We start from the raw sequence: 16,808 nt of genomic DNA, 5'->3' as shown, positions 1-16,808 counted from the left end.
TTCGATACGGGCCTTCGACTTCGCTCAGTCCCTACTCAGCACGAACGGGGGTGGCAGGCACGATTATTCCACGACCACCAGCGGCTGGTCGAATTCGACCGGCTGGCCGTTCGACACGAGGATCTGGGTGACGGTGCCGGCGGCAGGGGCGACGATCGGGTTCATGACCTTCATCGCCTCCACGATCACCAGCGTGTCGCCGGCGGCGACCTTTTGCCCGACCGCGATGAACGGCTTGGCTTCGGGGTTGGCCGCCAGATACACCGTGCCGACCATCGGCGAGGTGACCGGCGGCACGCTGCTGACCGGGGCGGCGGCGGCGCCGGCCTCGATCGTGGTCGTCGCGGCGCTGGCGAGCTGCGGCTGGGGCGCGGGCGCATAGGCCGGGGCGGGGGCATAGGTCGTTGCCGCCTGTACCGGCGCGGGCTTGCGCACCACGCGCACCTTGCGCGCGCCGTCCTCGACCTCGACCTCGGTCAGATCGGTTTCATCGAGCACCTGTGCCAGCGCGCGGACGAGGTCGATGTCGACGCGCATCGCGTGGCTGGTGAACGGCGTTCCTTCGCCCTGATTGTCGTCTGCCATGGTAACCCCCAATGGTATCGCTGATTATAAAAAACCGCGCCCTTGTCAGATGCGGGCGGCCGCTTCAAGCGCGACCAGATAGGAAAGCGCGCCGAACCCCGCCACGCTGCCGCGCGCGGCGCGGCCGACGAAGCTGGTGTGGCGAAATTCCTCGCGCGTATGCGGATTGGACAGATGAACCTCGATCACCGGGGTCTTCACCGCCTTGATCGCGTCGTGAAGCGCAATCGACGTGTGGGTATAGGCACCGGCGTTGAGCAGCACCGCCTTCGCCCCCTCCGCCTGCGCCTCGTGCAGCCAGTCGACCAGATGGCCTTCATGGTTCGACTGGCGCAGGTCGATCTGCAGGCCCAGTTCGCGGGCGCGATCCTCCAGCATGCCGGCAATGTCGTCGAGCGTGTCCGATCCGTAGATCGCCGGTTCGCGCAGGCCGAGCAGGTTCAGGTTCGGGCCGTTGAGGACGAAGATGGTGGCGGTCAACGCGGTGCTTTCGGTTGCGGGGGCTTGTCCGCCCTCCCTATATGCAGCGCACCATAGCCGGACCGGGCCCGGTAAGTCGAGAGAACGGCGCGCCCGCAGGAGACGACATGCATACCGACGGTACCATCACCATCACGGTCAATGGCGAGCATATGCGCGTCCGCGACGGCATCACGCTGGCCGAACTGGCCGCGCAGATCGGGCTGGTGCCGGAAAAGGTCGCGGTCGAACGCAATCTGGAGGTCGTGCCGCGCTCGACGCTGAAGGACGTGCAGGTCGAGGATGGCGACGAGCTGGAGATCGTGCATTTCGTCGGCGGAGGCGATCATGTCGCGCCAAAGGATTCCGATACGTGGAGCGTCGCGGGTCGCACCTTCCGATCGCGGCTGATCGTCGGCACCGGCAAGTACCGCGATTTCGAACAGAATGCCGCCGCCGTGGCGGCGTCGGGCGCGGAGATCGTGACCGTCGCGGTGCGCCGCGTGAACGTCAGCGATCCCAAGGCGCCGATGCTGACCGACTATATCGACCCGAAAAAGGTCACCTATCTGCCCAATACCGCGGGCTGTTTCGATGCCGACAGCGCCATTCGCACGCTGCGGCTGGCGCGCGAGGCGGGCGGCTGGGACCTCGTCAAGCTGGAGGTGCTGGGCGAGGCGCGGACGCTGTACCCCGACATGGTCGAGACGCTGCGCGCGACCGAGGTGCTGGCGAATGAGGGCTTCAAGCCGATGGTCTATTGCGTCGACGATCCGATCGCGGCCAAGCGGCTGGAGGATGCCGGCGCGGTGGCGATCATGCCGCTGGGCGCGCCGATCGGCTCGGGCCTTGGCATCCAGAATCTCGTGACGATCCGCCTGATCGTCGAGGGGGCGAAGGTGCCGGTGCTGGTCGATGCGGGCGTGGGCCAGGCGTCGGACGCGGCGGTGGCGATGGAGCTGGGCTGCGACGGGGTGCTGATGAACACCGCGATCGCCGAGGCGAAGGACCCGGTGCTGATGGCGCGCGCGATGAAGGCGGCGGTCGAGGCCGGGCGGATGGGCTATCTGGCCGGGCGGATGCAGCGGCGGCGCTATGCCGATCCGTCGAGCCCGCTCGCCGGTCTGATATGAATTAAGTTTCATGGAACGTCGGTGAGTGCCGCCCGTTACTAACCCTGCAATCCAGCGAGAGAAATCTCGCCAACCGACAGGAGCCTTTCATGGGTGAACTCACCGACAAGCTCGCCGCCGCCGGCAACAAGATCGCCGGCAACGTGAAGGAAGCGATCGGCGACGCGACCGACAATGAGCGGCTGGAAGCCGAGGGCCAGGCGCAGCAGGCCAAGGGCACCGGTCAGGACGTGAAGGGCAGCGTCAAGGGCGCGCTCGGCGACAAGATTTGATGGGTTAGGGTGCCGCGTACCGCCGGGTAATTGGCGGGTGGTGCCGAGGGGCCGCTCCGGGAAACCGGGGCGGCCCTTTTCCGTTGGGGCGGACGATCAGCGATTGCGGATCGCGATGATCGTCGTGCTGTGGGTGATGATCTCGATCTCGGTCCGGCAGTGGAGCAGGCGGACGCCGGTTTGTGCCAGCGCGCGGTTGAGGGCGGGGGCGAATTGTTCGGTATTCTCGACGGTTTCGGCCCAGCCGCCATAGGCGCGGGCGAGGGCGGCGAAGTCGGGATTGGCGAGCGTGGTGCCGCTTAGGCGCGCGGGATATTCGCGTTCCTGATGCATGCGGATCGTGCCGTAGCCGCCATTGTCGACGAGGATGACGAGCAGGTTGGCGCCGTGCTGGACGGCGGTGGCGAGTTCCTGTCCGTTCATCAGGAAATCGCCGTCGCCCGCGACCGCGACCGCGAGTTTGTCGGGTTCGCGCAAGGCTGCGGCGACGGCGGCGGGGACGCCATAGCCCATCGCGCCGCAGGTGGGTGCCAATTGCGTGCCGGTCCAGCCATAGTGCCAGTAGCGGTGCCACCAGCCCGAGAAATTGCCGGCACCATTGCAGATGACCGTGTCGTGGCCGGACAGGCGGTCGCGCATCGCGGCGACGCATTGGCCGAGATCGAGCGCGACGTCGCGGGGGGCGGGGGTCGACCATGCCAGCCATTCGGCATGCGCTTCCCGCCCTCCCGGCAAGGGGTTAGCCGGTGGTTCGGCCCGGGCCAGCATCTCGGCGAAGGCGTAAGGGTCGGCGGCGACGGCAATGTCGGCGCGGTAGACGCGGTCGAGTTCGGCCGGATCGGGATGGACATGGATCAGCGTCTGGCCGGGATGGTCGGGGGTGACCAAAGTATAGCCGTCGGTGGTCGCCTCGCCCAAGCGCGCGCCGACGATCAGCAGCAGGTCGGCGGCCTTGATGCGCTGAACGAGCTTCGGCGAGGGGCCATAGCCGAGGTTGCCGGCCCAGGCGGGGGTATCGTTGGCGATCGCGTCCTGTCGGCGGAAGGCGCCGGCGACGGGGATGCCCCAGCGTTCGGCGAAGTTGGCGAAGGTTACACCAGTGAAGGCGTCCCAGCCCGCCCCGCCAACGATCGCCACGGGGGCGCGGGCGGTTCGCAAAGCTGCGAAAACCGCGCCGAAGTTGACAGGGGCGAGCGTGGTTTCGAGTTTCGCGAGCGGCGGGCGGTCGATCGCGACCGCTTCCTCGATCAGCATGTCTTCGGGCAGGGCGATCACCACCGGGCCGGGGCGGCCGGAGGTGGCGGTGCGCCATGCGCGCGCGACATATTCGGGAATGCGCGCCGGATCGTCGATGCGCAGCACCAGCTTGGCGAGCGGTGCAAACATCGTCAGGAAATCGACCTCCTGAAACCCTTCGCGGTCGCGATTGCCGCGGTCGACATCGCCGATGAACAGCAGCAGCGGCACCGAATCCTGTCGCGCGACATGCACGCCGATCGACGCGTTGGTTGCCCCCGGCCCGCGCGTGACGAAGGCGATGCCCGGCCGTCCGCTCAGCACCGCATCGGCACAGGCCATGAAGCCGACCCCGCCCTCCTGCCGGCAGGTGACCAGATCGATGGCGGGCGTGTCGTGCAGCGCGTCGAGCACCGCGAGGAAACTTTCGCCGGGCACGTGGAAGATTCGGTCGCAGCCGTGGGTGACAAGGGCATCGACGAGGATGCGGCCGCCGGAGCGTGAAACTGTCATGGCCCCACGCTATCGCGGGGCGGCGACCGATACCAGCGCGGAGCAAAGTTGAAAGTCGGTTCAGCTTCTTGACCGGCCCGACCGACCCTGCGACATCGACGACGCGATCAGTTGGGAGAGAGGCGCGTGAACAAGCTGTACCCGAATGCCGAAGCGGCACTGCAGGGATTGCTCCACGACGGGATGACGATCTGCGCGGGCGGGTTCGGCCTGTGCGGCATTCCCGAACGGCTGATCGACGCGATCCAGGCGTCGGGCGTGCAGAAGCTGACCATCGCCAGCAACAATGCCGGAATCGACGGACAGGGCTTGGGCAAGCTGCTGCGCAGCCGGCAGGTCGCCAAGATGATCTCCAGCTATGTCGGCGAGAACAAGGAGTTCGAGCGGCAATATCTGAGCGGCGAGCTGGAGGTCGAATTCTGTCCGCAGGGGACGCTGGCCGAACGCTGCCGCGCGGGCGGGGCGGGGATTCCGGGCTTCTATACCAAGACCGGGGTCGGCACGCTGATCGCCGAAGGGAAAGAGGTGAAGCAGTTCGACGGGGAGGACTATATCCTCGAACGCAGCATCCGCGCCGACCTGTCGATCATCAAGGGGTGGAAGGCCGATGAGGCCGGTAACCTGATCTTCCGCAAGACCGCGCGCAACTTCAACCAGCCGATGGCGACCGCTGCCAATTTCTGCGTGGCCGAGGTCGAGGAAGTGGTGCCGGTCGGTTCCCTCGATCCCGACACGATCCACCTGCCGGGGATCTATGTGAAGCGGATGATCGTCGGTGCGCCGTACGACAAGCAGATCGAGTTCCGCACGGTGCGGGAGCGGGTGTGATGGGGCGGTCTTTCCGTGTCCCCGCGCAGGCGGGGACCCAGGGTTGCGGGTTACCGCGGTCTGCGATTGTGGCGCTGGATCCCCGCCTGCGCGGGGATAGGGGCGTGGCCGGTGTAGCGGCGCGCGCACTTGCGCTTGCCATGAGCGCGCTTGCCCTGTCGGGCTGCGTCGTGGCGGTCGGCAACCAGTCCGCCGCACCGGTCGCGCCGGCGACGGTGGCGGGCGTGCCGGCGGGGATGCAGTATCTCTATGGGTCGGGCGAGGCCGGCGCGGCGAGCCGGCAGGCCTATGCCGGGCTGGTCCGCTATGTGAACCAGTATCTGCGCGACCGGACGACGCTGCGCCGGATGCCGTTGCAGGCGGTGTTGGCGCCAGGCGCGACCCTGGCGCAACCGACGCAGCTGCCATGTACCGGCAAGCCCGCCGTCGTGTTCGACGTCGACGAGACGGTGCTGCTCAACACCGGATACGAATATGCCGATGCGCGTGGCGGCATGGGCTATGACGCGGCGCGCTGGGAACGGTGGGAGCGGTCCGACGGGCGCGCGACGCGGCCGGTGCCGGGGGCGGTCGAAGGGCTGGCGGCACTGCGCGCGGCGGGCGTGACCGTGGTGTTCAACTCCAACCGCAATGCCGCGACCGCCGAATATACCGAAGCGGTGCTGAACCGCGCGGGCCTCGGTCCGGCGAAGCATGGCGAGACGCTGTTCCTGAAGGGCGATGCGCCGGGCGGGTCGGGCAAGGATGCGCGGCGGGCGCTGATCGCGTCCAGATTCTGCGTGGTGGCGCTGGTCGGCGACCAGCTCGGCGATTTCAGCGACCTGTTCAATGCCGGGCTGAAGCCTGCCGAACGCCGCGCCGCCGCCGATGCACCCGCCTTTGCCAGCCTGTGGGGCAATGGCTGGTTCGTGCTACCGAACCCGGTCTATGGCACCGCGCTGGCCGGCGATTTCGACGATGTGTTTCCCAATGACCTGCGCTGGACCGATCCCGGCGCGCGCAAGGAGTAAGCGATGGCCTGGACCCGCGACGAAATGGCGGCACGTGCCGCGCGCGAGCTGAAGGACGGATTTTACGTCAATCTGGGCATCGGCATCCCGACGTTGGTGGCGAACCATATCCCCGAAGGGGTCGAGGTGACGTTGCAGTCGGAAAACGGGATGCTGGGCATCGGTCCGTTTCCCTATGCCGGGGAGGAGGATCCCGACCTGATCAACGCCGGCAAGCAGACGATCAGCGAACTGCCGCAATCGGTCTATTTCAGCAGCGCCGACAGCTTCGCGATGATCCGCGGCGGGCATATCGACCTGACCGTGCTGGGCGCGATGGAGGTGTCGGAAGGCGGCGACATCGCCAACTGGATGATCCCGGGCAAGATGGTCAAGGGCATGGGCGGGGCGATGGACCTGGTCGCCGGGGTCAAGAAGATCATCGTCGTGATGGAGCATACGTCCAAAAACGGCGATCCGAAGTTCATTCCCGAATGCACGCTGCCGCTGACCGGGCGCAATGTGGTCGACATGATCGTCACCGATCTGGCGGTATTCCAGCGGGGGGACCATGACAGCCCGTTCCGGCTGGTCGAATGCGCGCCGGGGGTTACGGCCGAGGAGGTTCGGGCGAAGACTACCGCGACGTTCGAGGGGTAGTAGGGTTCACGCGAAGGCGCGAAGACGCGAAGAAGAGCTGATTGGTTCACGCGGAGGCGCGGAGGAAAAAGTAGGAGAATGGATTCGCGCAAAGGCGCAAAGGACGCAAAGGGGTTGCGGAGCAGATGGGCGCAGGCTGTCCGGCGCAGCCTTTTCTCTACCGGCGGCCGGTGAAGGAAAGCCGCTATCGCGGCGAGCCCATTATCTTTGCGTCCTTTGCGCCTTTGCGCGAAAATCACCCTCTTCTTCGTGCCTTCGCGCCTTCGCGTGAACCAAGTCTCTACTGCGCGGCCGTTTCCGGCATCTTCCACCACAGCAGCGCGAACCCGACCGCCGCGATCGCGGCGAGTAGCAGGAACGCCGCATTATAGCCGCCCTGTACGATCATGACGCCGGCCAGCGTCGTGCTGAGCGCGCCGCCCAGCCCCTGCACCGTCGCGACCGCGCCCTGGGCCACGTTGAAGCGGCCGGTGCCGCGCATGATCGCGGCGACGACGACCGGCAGTAGCGCGCCGAAGATGCCCGCGCCGATGCCGTCGAGCAGTTGCACGCCAAGCAGCCATGCCGGTGCGTCGGCAAAGGTGTAGAGCACGCCGCGCGCGATCAGTACGGCCATGCCGACCAGCAGGATCGGGCGGTGGCCCCAGCGATCGGCATTGCGGCCGACGACGATCGCGACCGGCACCATCACCAGCTGCGCGCCGACGATGCAGGCGGCGACCAGCGAGGTGGCGGCACCCGCGCCGACCTCGCGCCCCAGCAACTGCCCGACCGAGGGCAGCATCGCCGCATTGGCGAGGTGGAAGAGGAAGCAGGCGCCGGCAAAGACGGCGAGGGCGGGCGATCCCCGGAACGTCTGGAGCAGGGTCGGCGGCGGGGTGCAGGGTTCCTCGCCATCGGTGCAGCCGCGCGCCACGTCATGGTCGATCGCCTTGTCGTCGACCATGAGGATCGCGACGATGCTGCACGCGGCGAGGCCCGCCATCAGGTAGAAGACGACCTGCGGCCCGAATTTCCACGCCAGCGCCCCGGCCAGCGCGGCGGAGACGGCGTTGCCGCCATGGTTGAAGGCTTCGTTGCGGCCGACGCGGCGGGTAAAGGCACGCGGACCGACGATGCCGAGCGTGATCGCGGCGATGCCGGGGGCGAAGATCGCGCCCGCGACGGCGGCCAGCGACTGGGTGACGGCGACGGCGGTAAAGCCCGACACGATCGGCAACGACAGCGAGGCGAGGGTGACGATCAGCGCGGCGGCGACCAGCAGCGCGCGCTTCGCCCGGCTCTTGTCGACCAGCGCCCCGGCCGGGGTCGTCGCCAGCAGCCCGGCGATGCCGGCAATGGTCATCACCATGCCGGCGGTCGCTTCGTCCCAGCCATGGTCGGGCCCGCGCACCGCGACCAGATAGATGGCGAGATAGGGGCCAAGGCCGTCGCGGACATCGGCGAGGAACGCGTTCATCCAGTCGAGCGCGCGCGCGTTGCGGGGGGAAACGGGCCGTTCGGAAGTTCGCTCGCGCATCGCCGGCCTCTGTATATGATGTATGAAGCCGCCGAACGCGGCGCGGCGACTAAGGCTCCCATGCCAAGTGAACGTAATATAATGTCGTCGACCCTTCCCGGCGCACGCATTTTCGGTTAACGCCGCACGATGACCAAGCCTGCCCGCACGCTGTACGAAAAGATCTGGGACGACCATGTCGTCGAACGCCGCGACGACGGCACCTGCCTGATCTATATCGACCGCCATCTCGTCCACGAAGTCACCAGCCCGCAGGCCTTTGCCGGGCTTCGCGCCGCCGGGCGGCAGGTGCGGCGGCCCGACCTGACGCTGGCGGTGCCCGACCATAACCTGCCGACGACGCGTCGGGTGGATGCGCAAGGCAACCGGCTGCCGATCGCCGATCCGGCCAGCGCCAGCCAGTTGGCGGCATTGGAGAAGAACGCGCCCGATTTCGGCATCCGCTATATCGACGCGACGGCGGCGGCGCAGGGCATCGTCCATGTCGTCGGGCCGGAGCAGGGCTTTACCCTGCCGGGGACGACGTTGGTGTGCGGCGACAGCCATACCAGCGCGCACGGGGCGCTGGGCGCGCTGGCGTTCGGGATCGGTACCAGCGAGGTCGAGCATGTGCTGGCGACGCAGACGCTGTTGCTGCAACAGTCGAAGACGATGGAAATCCGCGTCGACGGGACGCTGGGCTATGGCGTGTCGGCCAAGGACGTCGTGCTGGCGATCATCGGCAAGATCGGTGCGGCGGGCGGCACCGGCTATGTCGTCGAATATACCGGCGAGGTCATTCGCGGCCTGTCGATCGAGGGGCGGCTGACGATCAGCAACATGTCGATCGAGGGGGGCGCGCGCGCCGGGCTGATCGCGCCCGACGAGACGACTTTCGCGTATCTGAAAGGGCGGCCGATGGCGCCGACCGGGGCCGATTGGGACCGCGCGGTCGAGTATTGGCGGACGCTGCCGACCGATGCGGACGCCCGGTACGACCGGGTGGTGCAACTGCACGCCAGCGATATCGCGCCGTCGCTGACCTGGGGCACCAGCCCCGAGGACGTGGTGCCGATCACCGGCGTGGTGCCGTCGCCCGACAGTTTCGACGATCCGTCGAAGCGCGTCGCCGCGCAGAAGTCGCTCGATTATATGGGGCTGACGCCGGGCACGCGGATGCAGGATGTGCCGGTCAGCTATATCTTCATCGGCAGTTGCACCAACAGCCGGATCGAGGATCTGCGCGCCGCCGCCAGCGTCGTGAAGGGGCGGCACGTCGCCGACGGGATCAAGCAGGCGCTGGTCGTGCCCGGATCGGGGCTGGTCAAGCGGCAGGCCGAGGCGGAGGGGCTGGACCGCATCTTTACCGAGGCGGGCTTCGAATGGCGCGAGCCGGGCTGTTCGATGTGCCTGGCGATGAACCCCGACAAGGTGCCGCCGGGCGAACGCTGCGCTTCCACCAGCAACCGCAATTTCGTAGGGCGGCAGGGGCCGGGGGCGCGGACGCATCTGTTGTCCCCGGCGATGGCGGCGGCGGCGGCGGTGACCGGGCGGCTGGCCGATGTCCGCGAACTGGTGACGGAGCAAGCGTAATGAAGAAGGTGTTGATGGCGCTGATCGCGGGCGCGGTGCTGAGCGGGGTCGCTGCGGCCTATGCGTCGAGCGTGCGGCCGGCGGTGGCCAAGCCGGTCGTGCCGCGCAGCGGGGCGTAACATGGAAGCGATCACGCAGGTCGAGGGGCGCGCCTATCCATGGGGCGCCAAGAATATCGACACCGACATCATCATCCCGGCGCACTGGCTGAAGACCACGACGCGCGAAGGGCTGGGCAAGGGCGCGTTCGAGAGCGTGCGGGCGGAGCCGGACAATATCTTCGACGATCCGCGCTATGCCGGCGCGCCGGTGCTGATCGCGGGCGAGAATTTCGGCTGTGGCTCCAGCCGCGAACATGCCGCATGGGCGCTGGGCGACATGGGCGTCAAGGCGGTGATCGCGCCGAGCTTTTCCGACATTTTCTCTGGCAACGCGATCAAGAACGGGATCGTCACGGTCGTGCTGCCGCAGGCGGCGGTCGACCGGCTGGTCGAAGTGGCGAAGGATCAGCCGATCGCGGTCGATCTGGAGACGATGACCGTCACCACCCCCTATCAGGATCGCTTCCCCTTCGAACTCGACCCGTTTCGTCGCCAGTGCCTGATGGAAGGGCTGGACGAGATCGGCATGACGCTGGCACAAGATACCGCGATTTCGAAATATGAGTCCGGCGTGGCGAATGCCCGACCGTGGCTCAATGGGAGAAGCGGTGATGCGGGCGTTGCTGTCGACGGAGCCGGGCGGGCCTGAAACCCTAACGATCGGGGAATTGCCCGATCCGATGGCGGGCAAGGGGCAGGTGGTCGTCGCCGTCCGCGCCTGTGCGGTCAACTATCCCGATGTACTGATTATCGAGGATCGCTACCAATTCCGCCCGCCGCGCCCGTTCGCGCCGGGCGGCGAGGTGGCGGGCGTGATCGAGAGCGTCGGCGAAGGCGTCGAGGGCTGGGCGGTCGGCGACCGGGTGATCGCGGTCACTGGCCATGGCGGCATGGTCGAAAAGCTGGCGCTGCCCACCGCCGCGCTCCACCGCCTGCCGCCGAACCGCAGTTTCGAAGATGGCGCGGCGCTGCTGCTGACCTATGCCACGGCGATCCATGCGCTGGTCGATCGCGGGCGGATCGCGGGCGGCCAGACGCTGTTGGTGCTGGGTGCCGCGGGCGGGGTCGGGCTGGCGACGATCGAACTGGGCAAGGCGTTCGGCGCGCGGGTCGTGGCGGCGGTGTCTTCGCAGGAGAAGGCGGACGCGGCACGCAGCGCGGGGGCGGATGACGTCGTCGTCTACCCCTATGCGCCGCTCGACAAGGACGCGTCGAAGGCGCTGGCGGATGCGTTCAAGGCGGCGGTCGGTCCGGCGGGGGCGGACATCGTGTTCGATCCGGTCGGTGGCGACTATGCCGAACCCGCGCTGCGCAGCGTCGGGTGGGAAGGGCGCTATCTGGTGGTGGGGTTCCCGGCGGGGATACCGAAGCTGCCGCTCAACCTGACCCTGCTCAAGAGTTGCGATGTGTGCGGCGTGTTCTGGGGCGCGTTCGCAATGCGCGACCCGGCGGCGAATGCGGCGCATGTGGCGACGCTGTTCCGGCTGTGGGACGAAGGGGCGATCGCGCCGAAGGTGACGGGCGTGTTTCCGCTGGAGCGCGGCGGGGAGGCGATCGCAGCGCTGGCGGCGCGTCGGGTCGTCGGGAAGTTGGTAGTGGTGCCGTAGATTTGATTCGCGCAAAGGCGCAGAGGACGCAGAGGTGTCCGGATCGCGGCGATCGTAGCATTTCCGGCGAAGCCTTTCGCCATGTTGCCCCGAAAGCAAAGGGCCGCTGGCGCGGCGGGCCATTGCGGCCAAGGCATTTCCTTTGCGTCCTCTGCGCCTTTGCGCGAACCATTTTCCCTTCTTCTTCCTCCGCGCCTTCGCGCCTTCGCGTGAACCTCGTCTTTTTTCCCGAGCACCGCCTCAAACCGAGACGGCGTTGCGCGGAACCCGCGCTCGCCCTATCTCGCGGGGGAGGGACCATTAGGGGATTGCCATGACGACGTTCGACGACCGGGAGCGCGCTTTCGAAGCCAAATTCGCCCGTGACGGGGAAATGGCGTTTCGCGTGACCGCGCGGCGCAACAAGCTGCTGGGCCATTGGGCCGCCGAACGCATGGAACTGACCCCGGCCGAAACCGACGCCTATGCGACCTCCGTAGTGCAGGCCGATTTCGAGGAAGTCGGCGACGAGGACGTGATCCGCAAGCTGTTGTCCGATCTGGCCGCCGCCGGCGTCGATTGCAGCGAGGCCGATGTCCGCCAGGCGCTGGCCGATTGCGAGGTCGAGGCGCGCCGCCAGTTGCTGGGCAGCCTGTAATGCCGATGGAGGCACAGGCGATCGAGGCGCTGATCGTCGCTGCCATCCCCGATGCGGTGGTCGAGATCACCGATCTGGCCGGCGATGGCGATCATTATGCCGCGCGGGTCGTGTCGGAAAGCTTCCGGGGAAAGCCGCGCATCGCACAGCAACGCGCGGTCTATGCGGCGCTGGGCGACCGGATGGGTGGCGAACTGCACGCATTGCAACTGACGACCGGCGTCCCCACTCCACAGGCATGAAGCGCCCGCCGGGCGAACGATCAAGGATATGACGATGACCGACGATACCAACGCCCGCATCGATGCGGTGGTGAAGAACAACCCGGTAGTGCTGTTCATGAAGGGCAGCCCGCTTTTCCCGCAATGCGGTTTCTCGAGCCGGGCGGTGGCGATCCTGAACCACCTGAACACCCAGTTCGAAAGCGTCGACGTGTTGCAGGATCAGGGCATCCGCCAGGGTATCAAGGCCTATTCGGACTGGCCGACCATCCCGCAGTTGTACGTGAACGGCGAATTCGTCGGTGGATCGGACATCATGATGGAGATGTACGAGAGCGGCGAGCTGGCCGAACTGCTGGGTGGCGGCAAGGTCGCCTGAGCGATCCTTCTCGACGCGGTGTAGAAGCCCGGTCGCGCGGTGGCGCGGCCGGGCTTTTTCGTTGCAGCAAAGCCGAATTGCGACGCGGCAAGGCGTGGCGGTGCCCGGCGACCGATTGAAGGCGCAGGAGAGCGATGCTGGTGGAGAACCCGGGTGGGCGGACCGGCGGGGGTGCCGATCCGCCCGAATTGAAGCGCGAACGCATCGGGTACCCACTCTCTTGCAGGCCGCGTGCCATTTCCGGGAAATACGGGTTTTCGCGGGGGATTGCGGTTAATGGTCCTTCACCGGGTGTCCGAGTTGTAAGCCGTTCCGACAGTTTGCCGGCGGGTTGTAAATTACACTTGTAAACGTAACGACCACGGGTGTAGTCATTGCCCATGGCCGAACGAATCAGCGATGCCGAGCATGCCGTGATGGAAGTGCTCTGGGACAAGAACCCGCTTACCGCGCAGGAGGTGGTCGAACGTGTCGCCCCGTCGCGCGACTGGAGCGCGAACACCGTCAAGACGCTGCTCGGCCGGCTGCTCGCCAAGGAAGTGATCGGCGCGGAGGAGGATGGGCGGCGCTATCGCTATCGCCCGCTGGTCGCGCGCGAGGAATATGTCGCCGGGGAATCGCAGAAGTTCATCGACCGTCTGTTCGGTGGCAGCCTGACCCCGCTGGTCGCGCATCTGGCCGAACGCGACCAGTTGAGCGCGCGCGAAATCGACGAGATCGAGGCTCTGTTAAAGGCGCTGAAACAATGATCGGATGGGCGGTGGAGACGATCGCGGCGGCGACGCTGCTGATGCTGCTGGTGCTGGCGCTGCGCGGCCCCGTCGCAAGGCGGTTCGGTCCGCAGGCGGCCTATGCGCTATGGGCGCTGCCGGCGCTGCGCATGATCCTGCCGCCCATTCCCGATGCGTGGCGACCGGTCGACATCGCGCCGATCGGCGCCGCGACCGAGCCTGGGGTCATCATGCTGGGCGTGCCGGTCGCCGAAGTCCCCGCGCTGCCGCAGGGTTGGGGCATGGCCGACGTCCCGCTGGCGGTGATGGCGCTGTGGCTGCTGGGCGCGGTCGCGTTCGTGACATGGCATATCGTCCAGCACCACCGCTTCTGCGCAAAGGTGCTGGCGTCGGGCCGGGCCAAGGGCGTTGCCGGCGGGCACGTCAAGATGATCGAATCACGCCATGCCGCCGGGCCGCTCGCCTTTGGCGTGGTGCATCGCTACGTCGCGATGCCGGTCGATTTCCGCGAACGCTATGACGAACGCGAACAGGCATTGGCGCTGGCGCACGAGCTGGGCCACCATGCGCGGGGCGACCTGCTCGCCAACTGGTTCGCGCTGGTCGTGCTCGGCTGCCACTGGTTCAATCCGGTCGCATGGCGCGCGTTCCGGGCGTTCCGGGCGGACCAGGAAATGGCGTGCGACGCGATGGTGCTGGCCCGCGCCACGCCGGGCGTCCGCCACGCCTATGCCACCGCCATCGTCAAGTCCGCGCATGGCCAGGGGCTGTCGGCCGCCTGCCACCTGCACGGCGTCCATGAACTCAAAGGGAGGCTTGTCATGTTGTCGAAGCATCGGGTGATGTCGCCCGTGACGAAGCGCGTCGCAGGGGGCGCGACGCTGGCGCTGGCGGTGCTGGGGCTGGGGATCACCGCGTCGGGCACGCAGGCGGCCGAGACATTCCGCGGCAAGGTCGAGGATGCGACCGGCGTCGAGATCGCATCGGTCGAGGCGAAGGCGGCGGCGGTGCTGGCCCCGGTGGCGGCGATCGTTCCGGCACAGGCCGCGACGTTGCCGGTGGTGCCGGCCGAACCGGCGAGCCCTGCCGCTTTGCCGAAGCCGGCGGTACCGGCGACTGCGCCGAAGGTGCCGATGCCGGTCACCGTCGTGATGCCGGCAATGCCTGCCTTGCCGGCGAACCTGGCCAAGGCGCCCGAAGGCAAGGTCCGCAAGATCGTCGTCCAGCGCTATGACGGCGAGGGCAAGCTGATCGGGCAGAGCGTCAGCGACATTCCCGAGGTCAACATCGTCAACGGCAATTGCGGTCCGGGCAGCCAGACGACCATTACTCGCAACGACGGCGGCAAGCAGGTCACCGTCATCTGCTCCGACCGCATCCGCATCATCACCCGGCAGGCCGCCGCCCGTGCCCATGACGGCGCCCGGCTGGCAGCGCTGGGTGAAGCGGCGGCGGCGCGCGGCGAGGCAGCGGCAGCGCGGGGCGAAGCGCAGGCGGCACGGGGTGAAGCCTATGCCCGTCAGGGCATCCGCACCGCACTCGCCAGCCTGCGCTCGACCCGCGCGTCGATCGCGGCGAACCGCGACATGCCGGCCGCGGGTCGCACCAGCGCGCTTGCCGGCATCGACGAGAGCATTCGCGAACTTCAGGAAGAACTGGACGACCAGGACTGATCCCGGATCCACGGACGTTCTGCCCCGTTCGTCCGTGGCAGGGCCGGTCGGCATCGCGCCGGCCGGCCCGCTTGCCTTGTATCGCACGCCGCCAGCGGCCATGTTTCCCGGTAATGGCAGACTATCCAACCGGCATCGCCCAGCCGCTCGAACCGCTGGTGACCCGCGTGCTGGCGCGCAATGCCTCTCCCTATACCTATAGCGGTACGCAAAGCTTCGTCGTCGGGGGCAGGGGCGCGGTGGCGGTGATCGATCCGGGGCCGGTCGACGACGTGCATCTGGATGCGATCCTGGCGGCGGTCGGCGGGCGCGAGGTCGCGGCGATTTTGTGTACCCACACCCATCGCGACCATAGTCCCGGCGCGGCGCCGCTGGCGGAGCGGACCGGGGCGGCGATCATCGGCTGCGCGCCGCTGACGATGGACCACGAAGGGCCGCGATCGGATGCGGCGTTCGATACCGACTATCGCCCCGACCGGGTGCTGGCCGATGGCGAGGCGGTGGCGGGCGATGGCTGGACGCTGGTCGCGGTGGCGACGCCGGGGCATACGTCGAACCATCTCGCCTTCGCCCTGCCGGAGACCGGCGCGCTGTTCAGCGGCGATCATGTCATGGGCTGGTCGACGACGATCGTGTCGCCGCCCGATGGCGACATGGGCGACTATATGGCCAGCCTGTCGAAGCTGCTGGAGCGGGACGACCGCGTCTATTACCCGGCGCATGGCGAGATGGTCGCGACGCCGCAGCGGCTGGTGCGCAGCATGCTCGGCCATCGCAAGCAGCGCGAGGGGCAGATCGTCCGCGCGATCGAACGCGGTACGCAGGACGTGCCGGCAATGGTTGCGGCCATGTATGCCGGGCTGGCGCCAGCGCTGGTCGGCGCGGCGCGGCGGTCGGTGCTGGCGCATCTGATCGACATGGAACGGCGGGGACTGGTGCGGCAGGAGGCGGATACATGGCATCGCATGTAAGGCCGCAGGCGCTGCGGCTGGCGGTGGCGGTGGTCGTGCTGCTGGCGCTGGCGGTCGGCGGCTGGGTGCTGTGGCAGCGCTATGAGGAGCGCTACACCGTCACCACCGAGCCGGACAGCGGGCAGGCGGTGACGCGGATCATCACCGCCCGGCTGTCGGGGGCGAGTGCGCTGAAGGTCGCATCGCTGTCGGGCACGTTGCAGGCGACGGCCAGCGACGTACGCGGCTTTGGCTGGCTGCGGTCGGATCAGGTCGTCAAGATGCCCTATTCAGTCGATTATTTCGTCGATGTCGGCGGGATCGGCGAGGGGCAGCTCAGCTGGTCGGCAGATACGCGGACGCTGGTGGTCGATGCCCCCGACGTGACGGTGGCGCGGCCGAATATCGACGAGGCGGCGCGGACGCTGATCCAGACCAACGGGGTGTATGTCACGCGCGAGGCGGCGGCGGCGCTGTCGCAGCGCGTATCGGCGGTGGCCCAGTCGCGGGCCGAGCGCGAGGCGCGCAGTCCCGAACGGCTGGCGCAAGCCCGCGAGATGGCGCGGGCCGGACTGGCACGGCTGCTGGCGGCACCGCTGGCTGCGGCGGGCGAGGGGAATGTGCGGGTCGTGGTGACCTTTCCGGCCGAGCGCGGGGCGAGGGACGGCGAGCGCTGGGACGTTTCGGCCGATCCCGCCGATGTGGTCGCCAATCGGCAGTGAGTTTGGCTCCCCTCCTCGACA

The 16,808-nt window shown here is 67.8% G+C and carries 19 protein-coding genes; 15 read left to right on the top strand and 4 right to left on the bottom strand.

The genetic code is table 11. The features are described 5' to 3' along the window. Nucleotides 1-63 precede the first annotated feature (63 nt). On the bottom strand, nucleotides 64-585 hold the full coding sequence (gene accB, locus ACZ1JS_RS11180; protein ID WP_465166127.1) for an acetyl-CoA carboxylase biotin carboxyl carrier protein: 522 nt from the start codon (nucleotides 583-585) through the stop codon (nucleotides 64-66). A 45-nt stretch (nucleotides 586-630) separates the two neighbouring features. After that, nucleotides 631-1,065 carry a type II 3-dehydroquinate dehydratase gene (gene aroQ / locus ACZ1JS_RS11175; RefSeq protein ID WP_242116903.1) on the bottom strand — a complete coding sequence of 145 codons (435 nt, stop codon included), beginning with the start codon at nucleotides 1,063-1,065 and terminating at the stop codon, nucleotides 631-633. Nucleotides 1,066-1,172: 107 nt separating this feature from the next. Here aroQ and thiS point away from each other — a divergent pair, with 107 nt between their 5' ends. Then, entirely contained in the window at nucleotides 1,173-2,177 is a 1,005-nt protein-coding gene (thiS, locus tag ACZ1JS_RS11170; protein ID WP_465166126.1) for a sulfur carrier protein ThiS, read from the top strand. Nucleotides 2,178-2,266: 89 nt separating this feature from the next. Then, nucleotides 2,267-2,449, top strand: coding sequence for a CsbD family protein (locus tag ACZ1JS_RS11165; protein WP_465166125.1), 183 nt, complete (start codon nucleotides 2,267-2,269; stop codon nucleotides 2,447-2,449). A 96-nt stretch (nucleotides 2,450-2,545) separates the two neighbouring features. Here the strand turns inward: ACZ1JS_RS11165 and ACZ1JS_RS11160 are convergent, their stop codons facing one another. After that, nucleotides 2,546-4,198 (bottom strand): thiamine pyrophosphate-binding protein, encoded by a 1,653-nt coding sequence (locus ACZ1JS_RS11160; RefSeq protein ID WP_465166124.1) that lies wholly within the window; start codon nucleotides 4,196-4,198, stop codon nucleotides 2,546-2,548. Between the two features lie 126 nt (nucleotides 4,199-4,324). On the opposite strand from ACZ1JS_RS11160, the gene ACZ1JS_RS11155 reads away from it, so the two are divergent. The 3 genes from ACZ1JS_RS11155 (at nucleotide 4,325) to ACZ1JS_RS11145 (ending at nucleotide 6,675) form a co-directional block, all read left to right on the top strand. Further along, on the top strand, nucleotides 4,325-5,026 hold the full coding sequence (locus tag ACZ1JS_RS11155; RefSeq protein ID WP_465166123.1) for a CoA transferase subunit A: 702 nt from the start codon (nucleotides 4,325-4,327) through the stop codon (nucleotides 5,024-5,026). A gap of 140 nt (nucleotides 5,027-5,166) precedes the next feature. Further along, a complete protein-coding gene (locus ACZ1JS_RS11150; protein ID WP_465166122.1) occupies nucleotides 5,167-6,036 on the top strand; it encodes a 5'-nucleotidase, lipoprotein e(P4) family in 870 nt (289 codons plus the stop codon). A 3-nt stretch (nucleotides 6,037-6,039) separates the two neighbouring features. Then, nucleotides 6,040-6,675, top strand: a complete 636-nt coding sequence (locus ACZ1JS_RS11145) for a CoA transferase subunit B (protein WP_465166121.1) — start codon at nucleotides 6,040-6,042, stop codon at nucleotides 6,673-6,675. A 280-nt stretch (nucleotides 6,676-6,955) separates the two neighbouring features. On the opposite strand, the gene ACZ1JS_RS11140 is transcribed toward ACZ1JS_RS11145, so the two are convergent. After that, on the bottom strand, nucleotides 6,956-8,194 hold the full coding sequence (locus tag ACZ1JS_RS11140) for an MFS transporter (protein WP_465166120.1): 1,239 nt from the start codon (nucleotides 8,192-8,194) through the stop codon (nucleotides 6,956-6,958). Nucleotides 8,195-8,323: 129 nt separating this feature from the next. Here ACZ1JS_RS11140 and leuC point away from each other — a divergent pair, with 129 nt between their 5' ends. The 10 genes from leuC to ACZ1JS_RS11090 all read left to right on the top strand — a co-directional run bounded on the left by leuC (nucleotide 8,324) and on the right by ACZ1JS_RS11090 (nucleotide 16,787). Beyond that, nucleotides 8,324-9,766, top strand: coding sequence for a 3-isopropylmalate dehydratase large subunit (gene leuC / locus ACZ1JS_RS11135; protein ID WP_465166119.1), 1,443 nt, complete (start codon nucleotides 8,324-8,326; stop codon nucleotides 9,764-9,766). A 120-nt stretch (nucleotides 9,767-9,886) separates the two neighbouring features. Next, nucleotides 9,887-10,516 carry a 3-isopropylmalate dehydratase small subunit gene (gene leuD / locus ACZ1JS_RS11130; protein ID WP_465166118.1) on the top strand — a complete coding sequence of 210 codons (630 nt, stop codon included), beginning with the start codon at nucleotides 9,887-9,889 and terminating at the stop codon, nucleotides 10,514-10,516. Then, a complete protein-coding gene (locus tag ACZ1JS_RS11125) occupies nucleotides 10,479-11,474 on the top strand; it encodes an NADPH:quinone oxidoreductase family protein (protein WP_465166117.1) in 996 nt (331 codons plus the stop codon). Before leuD ends, ACZ1JS_RS11125 begins: the two co-directional genes overlap by 38 nt. A gap of 313 nt (nucleotides 11,475-11,787) precedes the next feature. After that, a complete protein-coding gene (locus ACZ1JS_RS11120) occupies nucleotides 11,788-12,111 on the top strand; it encodes a DUF1476 domain-containing protein (protein ID WP_242116921.1) in 324 nt (107 codons plus the stop codon). Then, complete coding sequence (locus ACZ1JS_RS11115) at nucleotides 12,111-12,353, top strand: BolA family protein (protein ID WP_242116923.1); 243 nt, start codon at nucleotides 12,111-12,113, stop codon at nucleotides 12,351-12,353. Before ACZ1JS_RS11120 ends, ACZ1JS_RS11115 begins: the two co-directional genes overlap by 1 nt. A gap of 34 nt (nucleotides 12,354-12,387) precedes the next feature. Continuing rightward, the gene (gene grxD / locus ACZ1JS_RS11110) at nucleotides 12,388-12,711 is read left to right on the top strand and encodes a Grx4 family monothiol glutaredoxin (RefSeq protein ID WP_465166116.1); all 324 of its coding nucleotides are present in this window, start codon (nucleotides 12,388-12,390) and stop codon (nucleotides 12,709-12,711) included. A gap of 380 nt (nucleotides 12,712-13,091) precedes the next feature. After that, nucleotides 13,092-13,460 (top strand): BlaI/MecI/CopY family transcriptional regulator, encoded by a 369-nt coding sequence (locus ACZ1JS_RS11105; RefSeq protein WP_242116928.1) that lies wholly within the window; start codon nucleotides 13,092-13,094, stop codon nucleotides 13,458-13,460. Continuing rightward, entirely contained in the window at nucleotides 13,457-15,115 is a 1,659-nt protein-coding gene (locus ACZ1JS_RS11100; RefSeq protein ID WP_465166115.1) for a M56 family metallopeptidase, read from the top strand. Before ACZ1JS_RS11105 ends, ACZ1JS_RS11100 begins: the two co-directional genes overlap by 4 nt. Nucleotides 15,116-15,228: 113 nt before the next feature. After that, complete coding sequence (locus ACZ1JS_RS11095) at nucleotides 15,229-16,086, top strand: MBL fold metallo-hydrolase (protein ID WP_465166114.1); 858 nt, start codon at nucleotides 15,229-15,231, stop codon at nucleotides 16,084-16,086. Continuing rightward, nucleotides 16,071-16,787: a DUF4230 domain-containing protein gene (locus ACZ1JS_RS11090; RefSeq protein WP_465166113.1), complete on the top strand. Its 717-nt coding sequence runs from the start codon at nucleotides 16,071-16,073 to the stop codon at nucleotides 16,785-16,787. Before ACZ1JS_RS11095 ends, ACZ1JS_RS11090 begins: the two co-directional genes overlap by 16 nt. The last annotated feature ends 21 nt before the right edge of the window (nucleotides 16,788-16,808 follow it).

The sequence above is a fragment of the Sphingomonas sp. BL-S-05 genome (genome assembly GCF_055521695.1).
Note: the sequence above shows the minus strand (reverse complement) of the source record. Positions and strands in the feature narration are given on the sequence as shown.